A 20,397-nucleotide genomic window follows, 5' to 3' on the forward strand; every position below is an offset into this window, starting at 1 on the left:
GAATTGAGTTTGATATTTGAACTTAAACGATTGAATTGAAATTATTTCTTGCCACGTGGAGGGCCGCCGAGGCCAGGCAATCCGCCCATGCCTCCGGGGCCGCCGAGACCGGGAAGACCGCCTGCGCCGCCGCCCATCCCGGGCATTCCGCCCATCGGGCCGCCAGCACCGCCGCCGCCGAACATGGCCGCCAGCCCCTTGAGGCCGCCCATCTTCTTGATCTGCTTCATCGCGCGGGCCATTTCCTGATGCATCTTCAGCACCTTGTTGACCGTCTGCACATCGGTGCCGCTGCCGGCCGCCACGCGCTTCTTGCGCTTGGCGTTCATCAGATCGGGATTGGCGCGTTCCTTGGCGGTCATGGAGGAGATGATCGCTTCCATGTGGACGAGGACCTTGTCGTCCATGCCCGAACTGGCCATCGCCGCCTTGGCCTTCTTCATGCCCGGCATCATGCCCGCCAGCATCCCGAGGCCGCCCATGTTGCGCATCTGCTTCAATTGCATGGCGAGATCGTCGAGGTCGAACTTGCCCTTTTCGAGGTTGCGCGCCATCTTTTCGGCGTCGGCTTCCTTGATCGTGGCCGCCGCGCGTTCGACCAGGCTGACGACATCGCCCATGCCGAGAATACGGTCAGCGACAGAGCCGGGACGGAAGGGCTCGATCGCGTCGAGCTTCTCGCCGGTCCCTGCAAACTTGATCGGCTTGCCGGTGACCGCACGCATCGAAAGCGCCGCGCCGCCGCGGGCATCGCCGTCCATGCGGGTCAGCACCACGCCGGTCAGCGGCACTTCATTGGTGAAGTTCTGCGCGACGTTGACCGCGTCCTGACCCGTCAATGAATCGACAACCAGCAGCACTTCATTGGGCGACGACACGCCCGCGACCGCCTTCATCTCGGCCATCAGCGCATCATCGACATGCAGGCGACCCGCCGTGTCGAGCAGCAGCACGTCAAAATTCTGGAGGCGCGCCGATTCCATCGCGCGCCGGGCAATGTCGACCGGCTGCTGGCCGGGGACGATCGGCAGCGTCGCGACGTCGACCTGGGTGCCCAGCACCGCGAGCTGTTCCTGCGCGGCCGGACGGTTGACGTCGAGCGACGCCATCAGCGCCTTCTTGCCGTGGCGTTCGCGGATCAGCTTGGCGAGCTTGGCGGTGGTGGTCGTCTTGCCCGAACCCTGCAGGCCGACCATCATGATCACGACCGGCGGCTTAGCATCGAGCTTGAGGCCTTCGACCTCCATCCCGCCCAGCGTTTCGACCAGCTCGTCATGGACGATCTTGATGACCATCTGGCCCGGCGTAACCGAGCGCAGCACGTCCTGGCCCACGGCCTTTTCGGTGACGGCATCGATAAAGCGGCGGGCAACGGGGAGCGCAACGTCGGCTTCGAGCAGCGCGATCCGCACTTCGCGCATGGCATCGCGCACGTCCTGCTCACGCAGCGCGCCGCGGCCCTTGAGCTTGTCAAAGACCCCGCCAAGACGGTCAGACAGCGTGTCGAACATCGCCAACTTCTCCACTCGGACACCGAAGTGGCCGAAAAATGCGAAAAACGCCGGCGGACGAAACCTCGTCGGCCAGCGTTGCGGAAGGTGCTCCCTGAGGGATGCGAGCCTTTCGACTTTGATCAGGATGACTGGTGGAGCCTAGCGGGATCGAACCGCTGACCTCAACACTGCCAGTGTTGCGCTCTCCCAGCTGAGCTAAGGCCCCGAGCCAGTCATCATGCGAGCAAGGCTAAGTGCCCTGCTTGCGGGAGGCGGCCATTAGTGGGGCCGCCCTCCCTTGGCAAGCGTATTTTGATCGACCGGGCCCAATAATCGCAGCTTCAGCGGTAAAGTAGTGGTCCGGCCGCATCGCGGCCGCGAGCGCAAGCGCGCGAGCCGCAGGCGCCCCGCCGCATGGCGGCGGGAACAGCGCCGAGGACGGGCCCGCGGAGGCGGGCCCGCAATTCGATCAATTCTCGTGATCTTCGTCGTCACCCGAGGTGGCAACGCCCAGATCGTCATCGCCGCCGAGGTCGACATCATTGTCGGGCGAATCGCCGTCCTCGTCGATGTCCTCGATGTCTTCCAGATCATCGATATCGTCGTCGCCGCCGAGATCGGCGTCAGCATCGACATCCTTCTTCTTTTCGACTTCCTCGAAGGGAATCGGCTGCTTCGACTTGAGCACCGGCTCCGGCGACCAGGTCTCACCGCATTCAATGCAGGTGACCGGATCTTCCTTGCCGAGATCGTAGAAGCGCTCCCCGCACTTGGGGCAGGTACGCTTGGTACCCCATTCGGGCTTTGCCATCTGTATTCCTCAAACTGGCCGCCCCGAAGCAGGGCGGGCGAAGCGCGGTTGCGAATTCGCGGGATTGCACGAGAATTGTGGGTTCCGGCCTCACTTGATTCAAGGGCCTTGGTATTGAGCGCCTTGAATCAACGGGTCGGGCCCGATGCGCGGCGCGCCTTGCCAGAAGCGCGGGGCGCTGTCAAAGACCGCCGCCTCATGACCAGCCACCGTTTCTCAGCCCTGGGCCCGCTCACCGGCGCGATCAGCGTCCCCGGCGACAAGTCGATCAGCCACCGATCGCTAATGTTTGCCGGGCTCGCGGTGGGTCGCAGCACCATCACCGGCCTGCTCGAAGGCGAGGATGTGCTGGCCACAGCCGCCGCGATGCGAGCCTTCGGCGCGAAGATTGCCCGCAATGTGGATGGCACCTGGACGGTCGACGGCGTCGGCGTCGGCAGCTTGCTTGAGCCCAAGACCGCGCTCGACATGGGCAATTCCGGCACCTCGACCCGGCTGCTGATGGGGCTGGTCGCCAGCCATGCCATCACCGCGACCTTTATCGGCGATGCGAGCCTGTCAGGCCGCCCGATGAAGCGCGTGATCGACCCGCTGGCGATGATGGGCGCAGGGATTGAAGCCTCGGCGGGCGGCACTTTGCCGCTAATGCTGCGCGGCGCATCCCCCGCTGTGCCGATCACCTATCGGCTCCCGGTGGCGAGCGCGCAGGTCAAAAGCGCGGTGCTGCTCGCGGGCCTCAACACCCCCGGCATCACCCGCGTGATCGAACCTGTCCCGACCCGCGACCACACCGAACGGATGCTGACCGGCTTCGGCGCGAAGCTGGAAGTGGGCGAGGAGAACGGCGAGACGATCATCGCGATCCACGGCGAGGCTGATCTCAAGCCAATGGATGTGACCGTGCCCGGGGATCCGTCCTCCGCCGCCTTCTTCATGGTCGCGGCGAGCATCGTGCCGGGCAGCGATCTCACCATCCGCAATGTCGGCCTCAACCCGACCCGCGCCGGACTGCTCGAAGTGCTGCGCCAGATGGGCGCGGATATCGAAGAGGTGAACCCCCGCGAAGTCGGCGGCGAACCGGTGGCGGATTTGCGCGTGCGCCATGCGCAGCTGACCGGCGTCGATGTCGATCCGGCGATTGCGCCGAGCATGATCGACGAATTCCCGGTGCTGTTCGTCGCCGCCGCCCTCGCCAAGGGCACCACGCGCACCAGCGGGCTCGACGAGTTGCGCGTCAAGGAAAGCGACCGCCTCGCGACCATGGCCGCCGCGCTCACCAGCGTGGGCGCGCGGGTCGAGGAGCACGAAGACGGCCTCACCATCCACGGCACCGGCGGCGAACCGCTGCGGGGCAGCGCCAATGGCCAGGTCAAGACCATGCTCGACCACCGCATCGCGATGAGCATGGCAGTAGCCGGATCGGTCAGCCGCGACGGCGTGATGGTGGACGACACCGCACCGATCAACACCAGCTTCCCGACCTTCATGGGCCTGCTTGAAGAGGCCGCGCGGTGACCACTCCGCTTGATTGGCCGAGCATCATCGGCCTGTGCGGCACGGCCTGCATCATCGGCGCCTATGCCTATCTGACGCTGGCCAAGGCGACCAATCCCTTCCTGCTCCACGGCACCAACCTGCTAGGCGCCGCGCTGCTGACCGTTTCCTTGATCTACCATACCAATTGGGCGAGCCTGGTGCTCGAAGGCTTCTGGGCCTCGATCGCGATTTTCGGGCTGGTGCGCGCGTGGCGCGCCCGCTCTGCTGAGGGAGAACAGCCGTGAGACTGACCGACTTTGCCGCCGCCCTCGCCCTCCTTCCGCTCGCCGCACAGGCCCAAACCGCCGCCCTCCCCACCGATCCCGCCGCCGATTGGTCGGTCGCCACCTCCGAGCATCGCATCGCTGTCGAAGGCGGCAAGGTCTGGGCGCGGGTGAATGGCACCATCGGTGAAGGCGCGACCCCGGTGATCATCATCCACGGCGGCCCCGGCGGGACGCATGTGAACTTTGGCGGCCTCCTCAGTCTCGCCGACACGCGGCCCGTGATCCTTTACGACCAGCTCGACAGCGGCATGTCCGACCGGCCGGAGAACCCCGCCAACTGGAAGCCGGAACGCTTCGTTGCCGAGCTTGAGGCGATCCGCAAGGAACTGGGCGTCGAGCGGTGGCACGTCATCGGCCACAGTTGGGGCTCGGCCCTCGCGCTCGAATATGCCGCGGCCTATCCCGAGCATACCGCATCGGCGGTGCTGAGCGGCACCTTCCTCTCGACCTCACACTGGATCACCGGCACCAACCTGTTGATCCGCGACCTGCCCGATGATGTCGCCGCGGCGATCCGCGCGTGTGAAGGCCCCACCCCGCCCGCCGCCGAGGTCTGCGAGCCTGCCACAGCCGCCTTCTACGCCGCCTATAATGGCCGCGCTGACCGCCCTGTCCCCTCGCCCGAGGCGCTCGCTTACCGCGCGCGCTATGGCGGCAAGGGGTTCAACGCCACCGTCTACAACGCAATGTGGGGGCCGACCGAATTTCGCGCCTCGGGCTCGCTGGCGAGCTATGACGCCAGCGGGTTGCTGCACCGCGTCGATGGCAAGCGAATCCTGTTCGTGGTCGGCCAGTATGACGAAGCGCGGATCGACACGGTGCAGGATTTCCTCGCCCTGACCCCCGGCGCGGAGCTGGCAGTCGTCCCCGGCGGGAGCCACGCCTTCATTGCGGAACGGCCCGAGGTGTCCGAAGCGATCTACCGCGACTGGATGAACCGCATCGATGGCCGAGAGAGCGCCGAATGATCATCGCCGTCGACGGCCCCACCGCATCGGGCAAAGGAACCATCGCCAAGGCGCTGGCCGCGTATTTCAGGTTGCCGCATCTCGACACGGGCTTGCTCTACCGCGCTGTCGGTCGGCAGGTGCAATTGCTGGGCGGCAATCCCGATGATCCGCACGATGCCATCGCCGCCTGCGACTTTGCCGAGGGCCTGCTGGAGGATGACATCCTGCGCTCCGAGGACGTCGGCGGCTATGCGAGCCGCGTGTCTGTGCATCCGGCGGTGCGCCAGGCGCTTTACGAACGGCAGCGTGCCTTCGCCCTGCAAGAAGGCGGCGCGGTGCTCGATGGACGCGATATCGGCACGGTCATTGCGCCCGAAGCGCGGGTGAAGCTGTTCGTCACCGCCAGCGTTGCCGAGCGCGCGCGCCGCCGCTGGGCCGAGATGACCGGGCGCGGGATCAACGTCGCGCTCGCGACAATCGAGCATGACATCGCTGCCCGCGATGCGCGCGACATGAACCGCAAGGACGCCCCGCTGATGGCGGCACCCGGCGCGCTGGTGATCGACACCACCCACTTCGGCCGCGATGCGGCTATAGAGGCGGCGATCGAGGCAGTCGAAGCTCGGCTCGGCTGACGGGCGGTTTTCCTTGCATTTTGGCCCGCCCTCGCCTAGGCGCGCGGCCGTTCACGCAATCCTCGTTGATTGAAGAACCTTCGCGCAATCGCATTCGGCGGCGCGGAGACGTCGGCCTCTTGCCCTGCCAGCCCGCGCAATGGTGCACGGGAAGCAGTTTAAGACCCCGGAAAAACCGGCGGCCGGTAGCACAACGAAACAGGACCAAATCAGCCTATGGCAACCCAGATGCCCACGCGCGCCGATTTCGAGGCGATGCTCAATGAACAACTCGGCGGTGCCGGCGAAGATGGCTTTGAAGGCCGCGTCGTCAAGGGAACCGTCACTGCGATCGAAAACGGCTTTGCCGTGATCGACGTCGGCCTCAAGAGCGAAGGCCGCATCTCCCTCAAGGAATTTTCGCGCGGCGAAGACGACCACGGCCTGACCGTTGGCGGCGAAGTCGAAGTCTTCGTGGACCGCGTCGAGAACGCTGACGGCGAAGCCATGCTTTCGCGTGACCGTGCCCGCCGCGAAGCGGCGTGGGACAAGCTGGAAAGCGAATTCGGCGAAGGCAAGCGCGTCGAAGGCCGCATCTTCGGCCGCGTCAAGGGCGGCTTCACCGTCGATCTTGACGGCGCCGTGGCGTTCCTCCCCGGCTCGCAGGTCGACATCCGCCCCGTGCGCGACGTCACCCCGCTGATGGACGTGCCGCAGCCCTTCCAGATCCTCAAGATGGATCGTCGTCGCGGCAACATCGTCGTCTCGCGTCGTGCCGTGCTCGAAGAGACCCGCGCCGAACAGCGCAGCGAACTGATCAATGACCTGGTCGAAGGCCAGATCATCGATGGCGTGGTTAAGAACATCACCGATTACGGTGCCTTCGTGGATCTCGGCGGCATCGACGGCCTGCTGCATGTCACCGACATGAGCTACAAGCGCGTCAATCACCCGAGCGAAGTGATCGCCATCGGCGATACGGTGAAGGTGCAGATCGTCCGCATCAATGCTGAAACCCAGCGCATCAGCCTCGGCATGAAGCAGCTGGAAAGCGATCCGTGGGATGGCGTCGCCGCCAAGTACCCGGTCGGCATGAAGCTTCAGGGCCAGGTGACCAACATCACCGAGTATGGCGCATTCGTCGAACTGGAAGCGGGCATCGAAGGCCTCGTCCACGTTTCGGAAATGAGCTGGACCAAGAAGAACGTCCACCCGGGCAAGATCGTCTCGACCTCGCAGGAAGTCGATGTGATGGTGCTCGAAGTCGACAGCGACAAGCGTCGCATCAGCCTCGGCCTCAAGCAGGCCCAGCGCAATCCGTGGGACGAGTTCGCCGAGAAGCACCCGGTCGGCAGCGAAGTCGAAGGCGAAGTCAAGAACGCCACCGAATTCGGCCTGTTCATCGGTCTGGACGGCGACGTGGACGGCATGGTCCACATGTCGGACATCGCCTGGGGCATCTCGGGCGAGGACGCGCTGGCGCTTCACCGCAAGGGCGAAATGGTCAAGGCCATCGTGCTCGACGTCGATGTCGACAAGGAGCGCATCAGCCTCGGCATGAAGCAGCTCGAAAAGGGTGCGCCCTCGGCTGAAGGCGCCACCAGCGGCGGTTCGCTGCGCAAGAACCAGACTGTCACTGTCACCGTGCTCGAAGTGCGTGACGGCGGGCTGGAAGTGCAGGTTGGCGAAGACGGTGCGACCGGCTTCATCAAGCGCGCTGACCTTGGCCGTGACCGCGACGAACAGCGCCCCGACCGCTTCCAGGTCGGCAGCAAGATCGACGCGATGGTGATCGGTTTCGACCGTTCCAAGAAGCCGAACTTCTCGATCAAGGCGCGTCAGATTTCCGAGGAAAAGGAAGCTGTCGCTCAGTTCGGTTCGTCGGATTCGGGCGCTTCGCTCGGCGACATCTTGGGCGCCGCGCTCAAGAAGGGCCAAGATTGACTCTGATGGCGCCCGCCCCTCCGGGCGGGCGTCCTCGGTGCGTTTCGCGCTTTGCGCGAGCACCTGCGGGCGGCCAGTCGGCCTTGCGACACCTGCGGTGTCGACGCCGTCCTCAAGTAGCGCAGCGATAGGACAACATGGAAGGCCCGCCCGCTCAACCGAGCAGGCGGGCCTTTTCACATGCCGCCTGCGCGCGTAAGGTCGCCCGCATGATCCATGTTCACCAGTTCCCGTGCCTTAGTGACAACTACGGCTACCTCATCCACGACACCGACAGCCATGAAACGGTTGCGATCGATACGCCCGATGCCAAGGCCTATCTGCTCGAAGCCGATATGAAGGGTTGGAAGATCACCCAGATCTGGAACACCCACTGGCACCCCGATCACGCCGGCGGAAATGCGGCGATCCAGGAGGCGACCGGCTGCACCATCACCGGTCCGGCCGAAGTCGCGGGCAAGTTCCCGGTCGATCGCATCATTGCCCACGGCGACACGGTGACGCTGGGCGGCGTGGAAGCGCAGGTGATCGACGTCTCGGGCCATACCAATGGCCACATCGCCTTCCATCTGCCCTCGGCGGGCATCGCTTTTGTGGGCGATTCGGTCTTTGCCTTGGGCTGCGGGCGGATGTTCGAAGGCCAGCCCCAACAGTTCTGGGACAGCCTCAGCCGCATTAAGGCACTGCCGCCGGAAACCCTGCTCTACTGCGCGCATGAATATACCGCGTCGAATGCCAAGTTCGCGCTCCACGCCGATCCCGATAATGTCGCCTTGCAGGATTACGCTGCCGAGATCGCCGACAAGCGGGCCAAGGATACGCCCACGGTGCCGACGACGCTCCGGCGTGAGCTGGCGACCAACCCCTTCCTGCGCGCCGACGAGCCCACGATGATGGCCCGCTGGGGCGGCGCGGCTCCCCACGAGACCTTTGCGGCGCTGCGGGCGGCCAAGGACAATTTCTAAACTCCAATCTCGTCATTGCGATGAGCCGCAGGCGACGCGGCAATCCATGGGCGAACGCAGCGACAGGTGGCGAAGTCAGTCCATGGATTGCTTCGCTTTGCTCGCAATGACGAAAGGCAAATGATGCAGGCCCTGCGCGTCACTGCGCTCTCGCCCGATCTGTCCGGTGTGACGCTCGCCGAAATCCCGGAGCCTGCCCGCGCACCGGGCGAGGTGCTGGTGCGGGTTCGGGCGGCTTCGCTCAACTTTCCCGATCTGCTGATGACGCGGGGCGAATATCAGTTCAAGCCGCAGCCACCTTTCACTTCGGGCCTCGAATTTGCGGGCGAGGTGCTGGAGGCTGACCCGGCGAGCGGTTTTGCTCCCGGTGACCGGGTCATGGGCGGCAACAAGACCGGCGCCTTTGCCGAGATCGCCAGTGTGCCGGCCGACAAGCTCTCGATGATGCCGCAAGGCATGGACTTCCCCGCCGCAGCGGCGATGGGCGCGGCCTATTCGACCGCCTTTACCGGGCTGGTCGAACTGGGCGGGTTGCAGGAGGGCCAATGGGTGCTGGTCCACGGCGCAAGCGGCGGCGTGGGCCTTGCCGCCTGCGACCTGGCCCGCGCGCTGGGCGCCCATGTCATCGCCACGACCGGCAGCGCAGCGAAGGCAGAGCGCATCAATGCCCTCGCCCGCCCTGAGGCGGTGGTCGTAGCCGAGGGGCGCTTCCGTGAAGCTGTGGCAGACCTCACCGGCGGCGCACTCGCCGATATCGTGTTCGATCCCGTGGGCGGCGATGTGTTCGACGAATCGACCCGCTGCGTCGCTTTCGGAGGCAAGCTGATGGTGGTCGGATTCACCTCGGGCCGGATCGCCGGCATTGCGACCAACATCCCGCTGATCAAAGGCTTCAGCATCGTGGGCCTGCGGGCCGGGGAATATGCCCGCCGCTTCCCCGAACGCGGCCGCGCGATCCAAGGAGCAATCACCCGGTTAGCGGAAGCGGGGGCAATCACGCCCGCGATTGATCGTATCCTGCCCCTTTCGCGTTGGCGAGAAGGCTTCAACGCGATGGCCCAGCGCGAGTTGGTGGGCAAAGTCGTGTTCCTGCCGGGCAGCTAAGAACGCGCCAACGAAAAAGGGCGGCCTCGATGGACCGCCCATTCTGTAACAGGATTTTTGTTCGGGCTCAGAGCGAGGCGATCACCTCGTCGGCGAGCTTTTTGTCCGCTGGGCCGTCATGGCGCTCGGCAATCAGCTTGCGCGATGCGGCTGCTGCTGCGGTTACCGCCTTGGCCTTTACCTCGGCAATCGCAGCGCGCTCGGCTGCCGCGATCTTGTCTTCGGCCATCTTCTGGCGGCGGGCGACCATCACTTCGCTGTCTGCTTCGGCCTTGGCGAGGATCGCATCAGCCTCTTCGCGCGCGCCAGCCAGCATCGCTTCGGCGTCCTTCTCGGCGCTGGCGATCTTGGCGGCGTATTCGGCCCTCAGCGCTTCGGCTTCGGCACGCAGGGTCTTGGCTTCATCAAGCGCCGAACGGATCGCCGCGATCTTGGCATCGAGCCCGCCGGTGATGATGCCGGGGACCTTCTTCCAGATGAAGACCGCAATCAGCACGCTCATCGCCAGTGCGACCCACTGGTACGAATCAAGGCCCAGCACGCCGGGTTCGGCATGACCTTCGGCCCCGCTGGCGAGCAGCATCAGAATATCAGCCATGCGCCATCACCTCCTTGACCGCGGCCTGGGCTGCGGCGGGTTCCACATCGGCGCCGGCGACACGGGCAACGATGTCGCGCGCGGCATCGGCAGCGACCGCTTCGATTTCGGCCATGGCGCTGGTGCGCGCGGCATCAATCGCGGTTTCGGCTTCAGCCAAGCGCCCGTCGAGACGGGTCTGCGCCTCGGCAAGCTTGATGCTGCTGGCGGCAGCAGCCTTGGCTTTGGCTTCACCGATCACGCCCTGCGCCGCGGCACGGTTGGCGTTTTCACGCTTGCGCCAGGCTTCTTCCTGACTCGTCGCTTCATCGCGTGCGGCCTGCGCCGCCGCCAGATCGCCCGCGATCTGCTGGTCACGCAGGTCGACCGTGCCCATGATCTTGGGCACCATTCCAAGGCCCACGAACACAAAGGTGAGGCCGAAGAACACCAGCAGCCAGAAGACCTGGCTTGAGAGTGTTGCAGCGATTTGTTCGATCTGAGGCATGATGGGCCTTTGTTACCGGCAGTTCAGCAGCGCACGCCGGGCGCGGCGGGACCTGTCCCACCCCGCCCGGCGCAGCACGGATCTTAGCGGAAGATCAGCAGAACGGCGATGACGAAGGCGAGCAGGCCGAGAAGTTCGGCGGCCGCGAAGCCGATGAACAGGCGGCCCTGCTGGCCATCAGCGGCACCCGGGTTACGCAGCGCGCCTTCGAGGAACGAAGCGAACACGTTGCCCACGCCGAGGGCGGCGAGGCCCGCACCGATCGCCGCGAGACCGGCACCGAGGAGAGCTGCAGCAGTAGCGTCCATGATTATAAACTCCTTGAGAAAAAATCTGTTTGTTATCGGGGGTAGTCGAGAGGGCGTCTCAGCCCTCAGTGAAGGTTTTCCGCGTCGTTGATGTAGAGCGAAGTCAGCAGGGCAAACACATAGGCCTGAATGCCCGCAACGAGGATTTCGAGCGCGCTGATCGCGACCATCAGCACGAAGCTCGGCACGCCGACCAGAACGCCGGTGCCGATCCCGCCGCTGCCACCGGCAATGACGAAGCTCGCCAGCACCTTAAGCAGGACGTGACCCGCCATCATCGCCACGAAGAGTCGCAGCGCGAGGCTGAAGGGACGGACCATGAAGGACACGAGTTCGATCAGGCTGATCGGCAGCGCGAGGAACGCGGGCGTGTTCGACGGCCAGAACAGCGAGAAGAAGTGGAAGCCATGCTTGGCAAAGCCGACGATCAGCACGATCGAGAAGCTCATGATCGCCAGCACGCCGGTCACGGTGAAGTGGCTGGTGAAGGTGAAGGCATGCACCCCGGGGATCAGACCGACCGGCACGAGGCCGAGCAGGTTCCCGAACAGGATGAACATGAAGAGGGTAAAGATGTAGGGGACATACTTGCGCCCTGCCGCGCCGACATTCGCTTCGAGCAGGTCGTCGATGAAGCCGGTCATGCTTTCGACCGCCATCTGCCAGCGCCCGGGCACCAGCTGGCGCTTCATGCCGCCTGCGACAAACACCCACACGAGAATAGCGGTGATCGCCATCCAAAGCGCGGAGTTGGTGAACGCGATGTTGATCCCGTCAGCCAGTTGCCAATCGGAACCCAGAATGGGCTCGATGGTGAACTGCTTCATCGGATCGACCTTGCCGGCCTCGGCCGCTTCGAGATTCTGCACAGCCGCAGCCGCGCTTCTTTCAGCTGCCATGATGCCTTCTTCGGCTGCCACGATCGAAAGATCCCCAAATGTTTCACATGAAACGCGCCCCTAGGTGGGGCCTAACGCGGTCTGGAAGGGGTCTAACCCTCACCATCCGGCCGCTGGGCCTCATCTGCGGGACGCGTATTCGCACCTTGCATAATCGTCCTGAAAGCCGACGCCGTTCCGAGGAACAGTCCGGCCAACAGACCCCAGGGCGCGATCCCGAACAATGCGTCAATCGCAAAGCCGATCACCAGGCCGCCGATAATCCCGCCCAGAAGACTGGCCAAAGCGCGGTTGCCGCTGCGGTAATTCGCATCGGTTCCCTTCACCGTTGGCCGGTTGCGTTGTTCTTCACGCTCGCGTGCGGCCTGAAGCCGCGCTTCGAGCGCGTCGATCCGCGCATCCTCGTGAATGGGTTCTCGTGCAGGTTTCTCGTCGCTCATGCCGTGGTCTCTAAAGGGAAGGCCACGCCATGTGCAACAAGGTGCCCGCCGAGGGCGCCGCCCCCTTAGAAGGGGGGCTGTTCAGTGTCAACATCACGCAGCCCGAGTTTTGTGCACCTGCGAAGAGAGCTGTTGTCCCGCCGCCCGGATGGGCTGCGGACAAATTACGGACAGCGCACGTCGCGAACCGGCGGTTCGGCGGTGCGGGTCTGCCAGCTGCCATCGGGTGCGCGATACTTTTCACCCGCCACGGTACGGGCAATCGCCTCGCATCCGGCGGTCAGCGAATAGGCTTCCAGCGTGGTCTTCTTTTCCTTGGCCTTTTCGGCATAGATCGAGCGGCGCTTGATGTTGATGTCATCAACCAGACGCTGGAGCGCCGGATTCGCATCGCCGACAATGCCGAGATAGCCGTCAGGCTGCTCGCCCACCTTGCCGGCCTCGCGGGCGGCGGCATAGGCCGGGTCGCGCTGTGCCAGCGCAGGCGTGGCCACCAGGCCAATCGCGGCCAGAGCGGCAAGCCCTGCAAGAACTGAATTGCGCATTGGAGTTCCTCCTCGAAGCGGCACATCCATCAAAAGATGTCCGCGTTCTCGTCAATCGTATTCGCCGCGTCTTCCGCGAGGGCATAGAGAACCTCTGCCCTGATATTGATGTCCAGCTGGATCACGATCGGCTTGTCCGGTGCCTGAATATTGATGCACCCTGACAACATCGCCCCCAGCCCCGTCAACGCGGCCATTGCCTTCACACCTGTTCCCCTTGCGCCGCCTCGGCTGTCGCTTGCTCTGGCATTGCAGAGGGATCGGGTCAAATTCAGGTGCGGCATGACAGAGGATCGCTTTCTGGAGGTTGAACGGATCAAGGGCGGGACACGGCGCGTCATGGCTTCGGCGGCGGCGTAGCGGGGTCTGGCGGCGGCGGCGCAGGCTCGGTCTGGCGCATGATCAGCTTGCCGTTTTCCATACGCAGCAGGCCCATATCGAACGGATCGCCCCAGGCGGTCGGGTCGGAATAGCCGCGCGCGATAATCGCCAGCTGCGAGAAGTTCTGCGAGCGAACATTGATCTTAAACTGGATCGGAAGTTTGGCGAGTCGCCTTGTGATGAAGTTCTGGCTGGTCCCGGCGCCCTGCCGCACCCCGTCAAAATCGAAGCTGGTGATGATCTCGCCCGCCAGATCGCCCGCAAGTCCGATGCGCATCTGCCGGTAATCGAGCGAACGCAGCGCGGAGAAGGCATAATTGCCCATCGCGCCCAGATCCTCGTAGGTCAGCTCGCCGATATAGGCGACATTGCCGCCGCCCGCGCGGCTGAGCAGCAGCCCGCCCTCGATCCGGCCATTGCCATTGGCATCGAAGATGATCGGCACGGTGCCGTCAAAGGTGCCGGTGGCGCTGAGGTTGGTCAGCTCCATCTCGGACACGAAGGTCGCCGCATCCACCGCGATGATCTCGAACACATAGCGGCGTTCTTCGGGCTGGCCGAAGTCCATCACCAGCGGGCGCATTTGCAGCGTGCCGCCCATGAACGGGAAGCGCGCGTCTTCAAGGCTGAGGAGCGTCCCGTTTTTCAGCTCGAACTGCACTCTGCCGGCCAGCACTTCGACGCCGGGATTGATGGCAGCGATGGTGACAGTCTGATCGGGCGCGGTGGTGAGGTTGATGAGATCAGTGAAGACGATCTTCCCTGCCAGCCCGCGCACCGGGCCAAAGGCGGCGGCCAGATCGAAGCCGTCCGAGCCAAAGGTGCCGTTGCTGGTGATCGCCTCCCCGTTCCAGTCCACCCGGCCTTCGCCCGTGATGGTGCCATCGGCGAGAGCGATGACCCCCTTGGCAAGATAGGTCAGGTCTTCGGGCTGGAGTGTCTTGTCGAACACCAGCCCCGGCACGGACAGCAGCGCGCGGCCCGCAGCGGTATCGAGATTGTGGGTGATCGCGACATTCGCGACACCGCGGCCCGATTCGGGGTGGCGCAGCAACGCGTCGGCCGTGATGCGGTTGTCAGCCAGCATAAGGCTCGCGCCCTTGGCGGTCAGCGGAACAAACCGCGCCTCGCCTTCCGCCGGACGATCGGAGAGGGTGAAGGCGGCATTATCGAGCCGCAGGATGCTATCGGCAAAGCTCCAGCGTCCGGTGATTGCGTCCAAATCGAACGGCACGGCCGCCAACCGCGCCGAGCCGCCAGTGAATGCGCCTGCGACATCGCCCGCAAAGCTGCCGGTGAGGCTGTCGGCCGCCATCCGCACCTCGCTGTCGCCCGTGCCGATTGTCGCGGCGAGGCCTTCGATGGCGAAGGGTTGCGGATAGCGCAGCACCACGCGGTTGGCGGCTAGGGTGGCGGGATTCTCACCCAGCGTGCCCGCAAGGCTCAGCGGCCCGATGCGTGCGGCGAGGCTGAGCGCGTCGCGATAGGCAAGGATCGGGCCATTGCCCTCGGGACACAGGGTGATCTGCTGGCCATCAAGCGCGAGGCCCGACAATGCCAGCTTAGTGAACCGCAGTGGGGTGCAGCGTGCGCCCACTGCCAGCCCACCGGCGGATGACCACGTGCCGTCGAGCGGCACGGCAAGATCATTGACCGCCCCGCCCGGCAGATCGCCGCTGGCGGTCACCAAGCCGTCAAACGCGATCGTCCCGCCGGGCGTGGTGCGCACGGTCAGCCGTGGGAGCGCAAGGCGGTTGGCGCCCGCAGCATAGTCCGCCATCGCCATTCGCAGCGTCCATCCGCTCGCCTGCTGCTGCATTCGGCCATTGATGCTGGGCAGCCCCTCCCCGCCCGCGAGAAAATTACCGCCGAGGCCCGATATCCCCCGCGCGCCCAGTCGCGCGCTCAGGCGGGAAAGCGCCAGCACGCGCGTGCCGCTGCGGGTGGCGAGGCTGGCCTCGGGCACGATCAGCGAGGCGTCAGTGCCCTTGTGGCGGATGATCCCTTCAGCGCGGACACGCGCACCGTTCAGCGCGCGGGTGACGCCGCCACGCGCCTTGGCAATGAGCGGGGCGAGCAAGGTGCCTTCAAGCCCGCGCTCGGCGGCAGCGAGGCTCGCGGCGATGTCATTGGCAGGGGCAAGCCCGGCCCCGCGCAGAGTGCCTTCCCACTGGCCACTGGAGCCATCGGCCGCCCCGCGCCAGCTTCCCTCCGCGCCGATCCGCGCCAAACGGCCTTGCGGGCTGGCAACCCCGGTCAGCGCAAGCTCATGGCCGAGCGCGAGGCGGCCGGGCGACCAATTGACCTTCGCCGTGCCCCCGAGACCCCCGGCGGTGATGTCGGCAAAGGCCGCGCGCTGGCCCGTGACTCGCAAGTCGGCTTCGGCGGCGGAAAAATCGGCATTGACACTCATCAACGTGCCGATATCGGCCTTCGCGAGGCTCGCACCGCCACAGGCGAGACCGCCGATCCGCAAGGGGCCATCAAGCCGGGGGGCGCCATTATCCGTGGCGAGCTTGCCGTAGAGGGTTGCTGTCTCGGCCCGGCAGCCTTCAACCCCGATCCCCGGCGCGGTGGCGGCGAGGGTTCCAGCGAAGCCATCATCGATCCGGCCCGATCCTTCGAGCTTCACGCCGATCCGCCCGTAGTCGCTTTCCAGCAAAGCGCGCGCATCGCTCAGCGTCACGTCGATCGCGGGCAGCGCAGGCGGGGCGTCCGAGCCGGTGAACACCAGCGGATCAAGCGCGCCGAGGCTGAAGGTGCCGCCGCGCAGGCTGGCAAACAACCGCGCGCCCTCCACACGCACGCGGCGCACCTCGGGCCCGGCCCAGCCCACACCGGTTTCGATCACCATCCGCCGCACAGTCAGATCGGGCCGCGCCGGATCGCCGATCACGAGATTCTCGATCACCTGCGCGTTCGGGCCGATGCTGACGATGTCATAGGTCGCCGGAACGCCGCTCTGCTGAAGATAGCTGTCGATCACGTTGCCCGCGATTCGCTCGCGGGTGAGCCAGGCGCTGCCTGCGCCAAGCAAAACCGCCGCGCCCAGCCCGAGCGCGATGCGGCTGCGCCAACGGCGCGGCCGGAGCCGCTGCGTGCTGCTGCCCTCCGGCACCGTAATGTCCTGCGCGTCCGCTTCCGGCATCGTCCCTGACCCTTGCGCGCATCATCGCGCAAAGGCAATGAGGCTGACGAGCTCAACGCTTTCCCGGAGGTCGCATTGCCGGAAGCTGAAGACAATTTCTCGTTTCTGGACGGCGCTGTCCCCGACTTCGAAGCCGGCAAGGCTGCGGGCGATGGTCACCGCGCGCGGCTTCGTCAGCGGTTGTTGACCGGCGGGGCCGAGGCGCTGGCGGATTACGAGGTGCTCGAATACCTCCTGTTCGCCGCCATCCCGCGCGGCAATACCAAGCCGATCGCCAAGGCGCTGCTGGCGCAATATGGCACTCTTGCAGGCGTTCTGAATGCCGATACCAAGGCCTTGCAGCGGGTGAAGGGCGTGGGCGAGAACAGCGCCGCCGCGCTCAAGGCTGTCGCCCTCGCCGCCCGCCGGATGGCGCGCGGTGAGATCATGGGCAGGCCGGTGCTCGGCAGCTGGCAGGCGCTGATCGACTACCTCACCACCGATATGGCGCATCTGACGGTCGAGCGCGTCAGGGTGCTCTATCTCGATACCAAGAACCGGCTGATCGACGATCACCACGTGGGCGACGGTTCGATTGATGAAGCCGCGATCCACCCGCGTGAAGTGATCCGGCGGGCAATGGACGTGGGTGCGAGCGCGATGATCCTCGTCCACAATCACCCCAGCGGTTCGCCCGAGCCCAGCCGCGCCGACATCCAGATCACCCAGCGCATCGCCGAAGCGGGGCGGCACATGGGGGTGACCGTCCATGATCATGTCATCATCGGGCGCGAGGGGCATACGTCGCTGCGGGCCAAGGGCCTCATCTAGCGCTCTTGCCATCCGCGCCCCGCCCGCCTAGCCCGCGCGGCGAGAGTCCCGCCCCACATGGAGCCACCGATGGTCCCCCGCTATTCCCGCCCTGCCATGACCGCCCTGTGGGAGCCCGAGGCGAAATATCGCATCTGGTTCGAGATCGAGGCGCACGCGACCCAGAAGCTCGCTGACCTCGGCGTCGTACCGCACAGCGCAGCCAAGGCGCTGTGGGACTGGTGGGCAACCAATCCCGCGATCGATGTCACCGCGATTGACGCTATTGAGGCGGTCACCAAGCATGACGTGATCGCCTTCCTCGACTGGGTTGCCCAACAGGTCGGCGAGGAAGCGCGCTTCATGCATCAGGGCATGACGAGTTCGGACGTGCTCGACACCACGCTTTCGGTGCAATTGGCCCGCGCAAGCGACCTGCTGCTGGCCGATCTCGACGCGCTGCTCGCCGCGATCAGGACCCGGGCCGAGGAGCACAAGTACACCCCCACCATCGGCCGCAGCCACGGCATCCATGCCGAACCAGTGACCTTCGGGCTCAAGCTGGCGCAGGCCTATGCCGAGTTCGACCGCTGCCGTGCGCGGCTGATCGCAGCGCGGGCCGAAATTGCGACCTGCGCGATCAGCGGTGCTGTCGGCACCTTCGCCAATGTTGATCCGCAGGTCGAAGCTTACGTGGCCGAGCAGCTCGGCCTCGCGATTGAGCCGGTGTCGACGCAGGTGATCCCGCGCGATCGCCATGCAATGTATTTCGCCACGCTGGGCGTGATCGCCAGCAGCATTGAGCGCCTCGCGACCGAGATTCGTCACTTGCAGCGCACCGAAGTTCTGGAAGCCGAGGAGTATTTCTCCCCCGGTCAGAAGGGCTCAAGCGCCATGCCGCACAAGCGCAACCCGATCCTCACCGAAAACCTCACCGGCCTTGCCCGGCTGGTGCGGTCGGCCGTCACGCCTGCGCTGGAAAATGTCGCGCTGTGGCATGAGCGCGATATCTCGCACTCCTCTGTCGAGCGCTTCATTGGCCCGGACGCGACCATCACGCTCGACTTCGCGCTCGCGCGGCTGACGGGGGTGGTCGACAAGCTGCTGGTCTACCCGGCGCGGATGGAGAAGAACCTCAATCGCATGGGCGGCCTCATCCATTCGCAGCGCGTGTTGTTGGCGCTGACGCAGGCGGGGCTGACGCGGGACGATTCCTACCGGCTGGTCCAACGCAACGCGATGCGCGTGTGGGAAGCCGACGGTGCCTTGAACCTGCTCGACCTGCTCAAGGCTGATGCCGACGTCACGGCGCGGCTTGCGCCCGAGCAGCTCGATCAGCTGTTCGATCTCGGCTACCACTTCAAGCATGTCGACACGATCTTCGCGCGGGTGTTCGGGTGACAGCAGCGATGCTGGACTCATCGGCACAATTGCTTAGGTTCGCTGGCGTCGCAGGCCATCAGAAGAGGCAGACTTCGTGAAGATCCTTCGCACAATCTTGTGGGTTCTGGCCGGCTTGGGCTTCCTGATCTTCGCGATCTATAACTGGCAGCCGGTCGAGCTGACGCTGTGGCAGAACCTCGTTCTGGAAACCAAGGTACCGGTGCTGGCGCTGTTGGCGTTCCTGGCGGGTTTCCTGCCGATGTGGGCGCTGCATCGCAGCGTGGTGTGGGGCCTCAACCGCCGCATCCGCGCACTGGAAACCTCGCTCAAGAACAACGCCATGGCCCGGCAGCGCGAGGCGCAATCGCCTGCCTTGCCAGTCAGCGATAGCGTGGTGGACAGCCCTGTGGACAAGCCGGGCACAAAGTCGGGAGAAGTGGCCGATCCGTTCAGCCCCCCCGACACGGGCGCAGACGGAGGCGGAAAATGAGCAACCCGGTCTATCTGGCACTCGATGTGCCGAGCCTGGAGCCGGCCAAGGCGCTGGTCGAGAAGGTGCGCTCGCATATTGGCGGGGTGAAGCTGGGTCTTGAATTCTTCTGCGCTCACGGCGCGCACGGGGTGCATGAAATTGCGCATCTCGGCCTGCCGATCTTCCTCGACCTCAAATTCCACGACATCCCCAACACCGTCGCCAAGGCGATGCAGGCGATCCACGTCTATGAGCCCGCGATCGTCACCGTCCATGCCAGCGGCGGGCGCGCGATGATGGAGGATGCCAAGGCCGCCGCGGCCGAAGGCTGCAAGGTGGTCGCCGTGACCATGCTCACCAGTCTCGACACCAATGATCTGACCGCCACCGGCGTCTATGGCAGCGCCGAGACGCAGGTGATGCGCCTTGCGGAGCTGGCCCATGCGGCGGGTCTCGACGGGATTGTGTGTTCGGGTCAGGAAGTCGGCATGGTCAAGAAAGCGTGGAAGGACGGTTACTTCGTCGTCCCCGGTCTGCGTCCCTCCGGCGGCGGCACCGGCGATCAGAAGCGGGTCGTCACCCCGCGACAGGCGCGTGACAATGGCGCAAGCGTGCTCGTCATCGGCCGCCCCATCAGCCGCGCGGACGATCCGGTCGCGGCAGCGCGGGCGATCGAGGCGACGCTGTAGGCACTCCTGTGGCGGACACGGCTACGCCCAACCTCCCCGCCCGCGATTTCGCGGCAACGGCGGCGTTCTACGCCAAGCTCGGGTTTGAGGAAGACTACCGCTCGGATGGGTGGATGATCCTCTCGCGCGGGGATGTGACGCTGGAGTTTTTCCCCTATCCCGATCTTGACCCCTACCAGTCGTCGTTCAGCTGCTGTCTGCGACTGGATGATCTTGCGGCGATGATGGCGCAGGTGGAGACAAGTGGCGTGCCGGACGCACGCGTCGGCATACCGCGCTTTCACCCCGCCGCGCCTGATCCAAGCGGGCTGACGATCGCCTATCTGATCGACCCCGATGGCACGCTGGTGCGGCTGATCCAGAACGACTGAGTTTTGAGTCTTGTCATCCTGAACTTGTTTCAGGATCCATTTCTCCTTAGGCGCAGGCGGCTCGTTGCGGCACGATGGATGCTGGAAGCGCAACTCTGCACCGCAGAAACGAGTTCAGCATGACGAAGTTGGATCATTGAGCAGCCTTTCAATCACCCCCGCCAATCCTACCGATGCACCCGC

22 protein-coding genes and 1 tRNA gene are annotated in these 20,397 nt (G+C 65.2%); 12 read left to right on the forward strand and 11 right to left on the reverse strand.

Annotation, left to right across the window (positions count from 1 at the left end):
* Positions 1–41: 41 nt before the first annotated feature.
* From ffh to GVM20_RS12740, 3 genes are all read right to left on the reverse strand, one after another.
* Entirely contained in the window at positions 42–1,511 is a 1,470-nt protein-coding gene (ffh, locus tag GVM20_RS12730; protein WP_166547566.1) for a signal recognition particle protein, read from the reverse strand.
* Between the two features lie 132 nt (positions 1,512–1,643).
* Positions 1,644–1,719 (reverse strand) — tRNA-Ala (locus GVM20_RS12735).
* Positions 1,720–1,962: 243 nt separating this feature from the next.
* Entirely contained in the window at positions 1,963–2,304 is a 342-nt protein-coding gene (locus GVM20_RS12740) for a TIGR02300 family protein (RefSeq protein ID WP_166547567.1), read from the reverse strand.
* Between the two features lie 198 nt (positions 2,305–2,502).
* On the opposite strand from GVM20_RS12740, the gene aroA reads away from it, so the two are divergent.
* The 7 genes from aroA (at position 2,503) to GVM20_RS12775 (ending at position 9,704) form a co-directional block, all read left to right on the forward strand.
* Complete coding sequence (gene aroA / locus GVM20_RS12745) at positions 2,503–3,819, forward strand: 3-phosphoshikimate 1-carboxyvinyltransferase (protein WP_166547568.1); 1,317 nt, start codon at positions 2,503–2,505, stop codon at positions 3,817–3,819.
* Positions 3,816–4,085, forward strand: a complete 270-nt coding sequence (locus GVM20_RS12750; protein ID WP_166547569.1) for a CBU_0592 family membrane protein — start codon at positions 3,816–3,818, stop codon at positions 4,083–4,085. Before aroA ends, GVM20_RS12750 begins: the two co-directional genes overlap by 4 nt.
* Positions 4,082–5,095 (forward strand): proline iminopeptidase-family hydrolase, encoded by a 1,014-nt coding sequence (locus tag GVM20_RS12755; protein WP_166547570.1) that lies wholly within the window; start codon positions 4,082–4,084, stop codon positions 5,093–5,095. Before GVM20_RS12750 ends, GVM20_RS12755 begins: the two co-directional genes overlap by 4 nt.
* The gene (locus tag GVM20_RS12760) at positions 5,092–5,712 is read left to right on the forward strand and encodes a (d)CMP kinase (RefSeq protein WP_166547571.1); all 621 of its coding nucleotides are present in this window, start codon (positions 5,092–5,094) and stop codon (positions 5,710–5,712) included. The genes GVM20_RS12755 and GVM20_RS12760 overlap by 4 nt, the downstream gene beginning before the upstream one ends.
* A gap of 216 nt (positions 5,713–5,928) precedes the next feature.
* Positions 5,929–7,635, forward strand: a complete 1,707-nt coding sequence (gene rpsA, locus GVM20_RS12765) for a 30S ribosomal protein S1 (protein WP_166547572.1) — start codon at positions 5,929–5,931, stop codon at positions 7,633–7,635.
* A gap of 209 nt (positions 7,636–7,844) precedes the next feature.
* Positions 7,845–8,600: a hydroxyacylglutathione hydrolase gene (gloB, locus tag GVM20_RS12770; protein WP_166547573.1), complete on the forward strand. Its 756-nt coding sequence runs from the start codon at positions 7,845–7,847 to the stop codon at positions 8,598–8,600.
* Positions 8,601–8,723: 123 nt separating this feature from the next.
* On the forward strand, positions 8,724–9,704 hold the full coding sequence (locus GVM20_RS12775; RefSeq protein WP_166547599.1) for an NADPH:quinone oxidoreductase family protein: 981 nt from the start codon (positions 8,724–8,726) through the stop codon (positions 9,702–9,704).
* 67 nt (positions 9,705–9,771) lie between these two features.
* Here GVM20_RS12775 and GVM20_RS12780 read toward each other — a convergent pair whose 3' ends face one another.
* From GVM20_RS12780 to GVM20_RS12815, 8 genes are all read right to left on the reverse strand, one after another.
* Positions 9,772–10,302 (reverse strand): F0F1 ATP synthase subunit B family protein, encoded by a 531-nt coding sequence (locus tag GVM20_RS12780; RefSeq protein ID WP_166547574.1) that lies wholly within the window; start codon positions 10,300–10,302, stop codon positions 9,772–9,774.
* A complete protein-coding gene (locus GVM20_RS12785) occupies positions 10,295–10,789 on the reverse strand; it encodes a F0F1 ATP synthase subunit B family protein (protein ID WP_166547575.1) in 495 nt (164 codons plus the stop codon). Before GVM20_RS12785 ends, GVM20_RS12780 begins: the two co-directional genes overlap by 8 nt.
* 83 nt (positions 10,790–10,872) lie before the next feature.
* The gene (locus GVM20_RS12790) at positions 10,873–11,097 is read right to left on the reverse strand and encodes a F0F1 ATP synthase subunit C (protein ID WP_054118254.1); all 225 of its coding nucleotides are present in this window, start codon (positions 11,095–11,097) and stop codon (positions 10,873–10,875) included.
* Between the two features lie 65 nt (positions 11,098–11,162).
* Complete coding sequence (locus GVM20_RS12795; RefSeq protein ID WP_166547576.1) at positions 11,163–11,996, reverse strand: F0F1 ATP synthase subunit A; 834 nt, start codon at positions 11,994–11,996, stop codon at positions 11,163–11,165.
* A gap of 92 nt (positions 11,997–12,088) precedes the next feature.
* The gene (locus GVM20_RS12800) at positions 12,089–12,436 is read right to left on the reverse strand and encodes an AtpZ/AtpI family protein (protein WP_166547577.1); all 348 of its coding nucleotides are present in this window, start codon (positions 12,434–12,436) and stop codon (positions 12,089–12,091) included.
* Positions 12,437–12,600: 164 nt separating this feature from the next.
* Positions 12,601–12,981 carry a YdbL family probable chaperone protein gene (locus tag GVM20_RS12805; protein ID WP_160761198.1) on the reverse strand — a complete coding sequence of 127 codons (381 nt, stop codon included), beginning with the start codon at positions 12,979–12,981 and terminating at the stop codon, positions 12,601–12,603.
* 29 nt (positions 12,982–13,010) lie between these two features.
* Positions 13,011–13,265 (reverse strand): YnbE family lipoprotein, encoded by a 255-nt coding sequence (locus GVM20_RS12810; RefSeq protein ID WP_234031993.1) that lies wholly within the window; start codon positions 13,263–13,265, stop codon positions 13,011–13,013.
* A 53-nt stretch (positions 13,266–13,318) separates the two neighbouring features.
* Positions 13,319–16,510 carry an intermembrane phospholipid transport protein YdbH family protein gene (locus GVM20_RS12815; protein WP_166547578.1) on the reverse strand — a complete coding sequence of 1,064 codons (3,192 nt, stop codon included), beginning with the start codon at positions 16,508–16,510 and terminating at the stop codon, positions 13,319–13,321.
* A gap of 75 nt (positions 16,511–16,585) precedes the next feature.
* Here GVM20_RS12815 and radC point away from each other — a divergent pair, with 75 nt between their 5' ends.
* The 5 genes from radC to GVM20_RS12840 all read left to right on the forward strand — a co-directional run bounded on the left by radC (position 16,586) and on the right by GVM20_RS12840 (position 20,214).
* A complete protein-coding gene (gene radC / locus GVM20_RS12820) occupies positions 16,586–17,320 on the forward strand; it encodes a RadC family protein (RefSeq protein ID WP_502706195.1) in 735 nt (244 codons plus the stop codon).
* Positions 17,321–17,389: 69 nt separating this feature from the next.
* The gene (purB, locus tag GVM20_RS12825; RefSeq protein ID WP_166547579.1) at positions 17,390–18,700 is read left to right on the forward strand and encodes an adenylosuccinate lyase; all 1,311 of its coding nucleotides are present in this window, start codon (positions 17,390–17,392) and stop codon (positions 18,698–18,700) included.
* A gap of 76 nt (positions 18,701–18,776) precedes the next feature.
* Positions 18,777–19,172 (forward strand): LapA family protein, encoded by a 396-nt coding sequence (locus GVM20_RS12830; RefSeq protein WP_166547580.1) that lies wholly within the window; start codon positions 18,777–18,779, stop codon positions 19,170–19,172.
* The gene (gene pyrF / locus GVM20_RS12835; RefSeq protein WP_166547581.1) at positions 19,169–19,843 is read left to right on the forward strand and encodes an orotidine-5'-phosphate decarboxylase; all 675 of its coding nucleotides are present in this window, start codon (positions 19,169–19,171) and stop codon (positions 19,841–19,843) included. Before GVM20_RS12830 ends, pyrF begins: the two co-directional genes overlap by 4 nt.
* Before the next feature lie 8 nt (positions 19,844–19,851).
* Entirely contained in the window at positions 19,852–20,214 is a 363-nt protein-coding gene (locus tag GVM20_RS12840) for a bleomycin resistance protein (protein WP_166547582.1), read from the forward strand.
* Positions 20,215–20,397: the final 183 nt, after the last annotated feature.

The sequence above is a fragment of the Porphyrobacter sp. SLTP genome (genome assembly GCF_009905735.1).
Taxonomy (GTDB): Bacteria; Pseudomonadota; Alphaproteobacteria; order Sphingomonadales; family Sphingomonadaceae; genus Erythrobacter.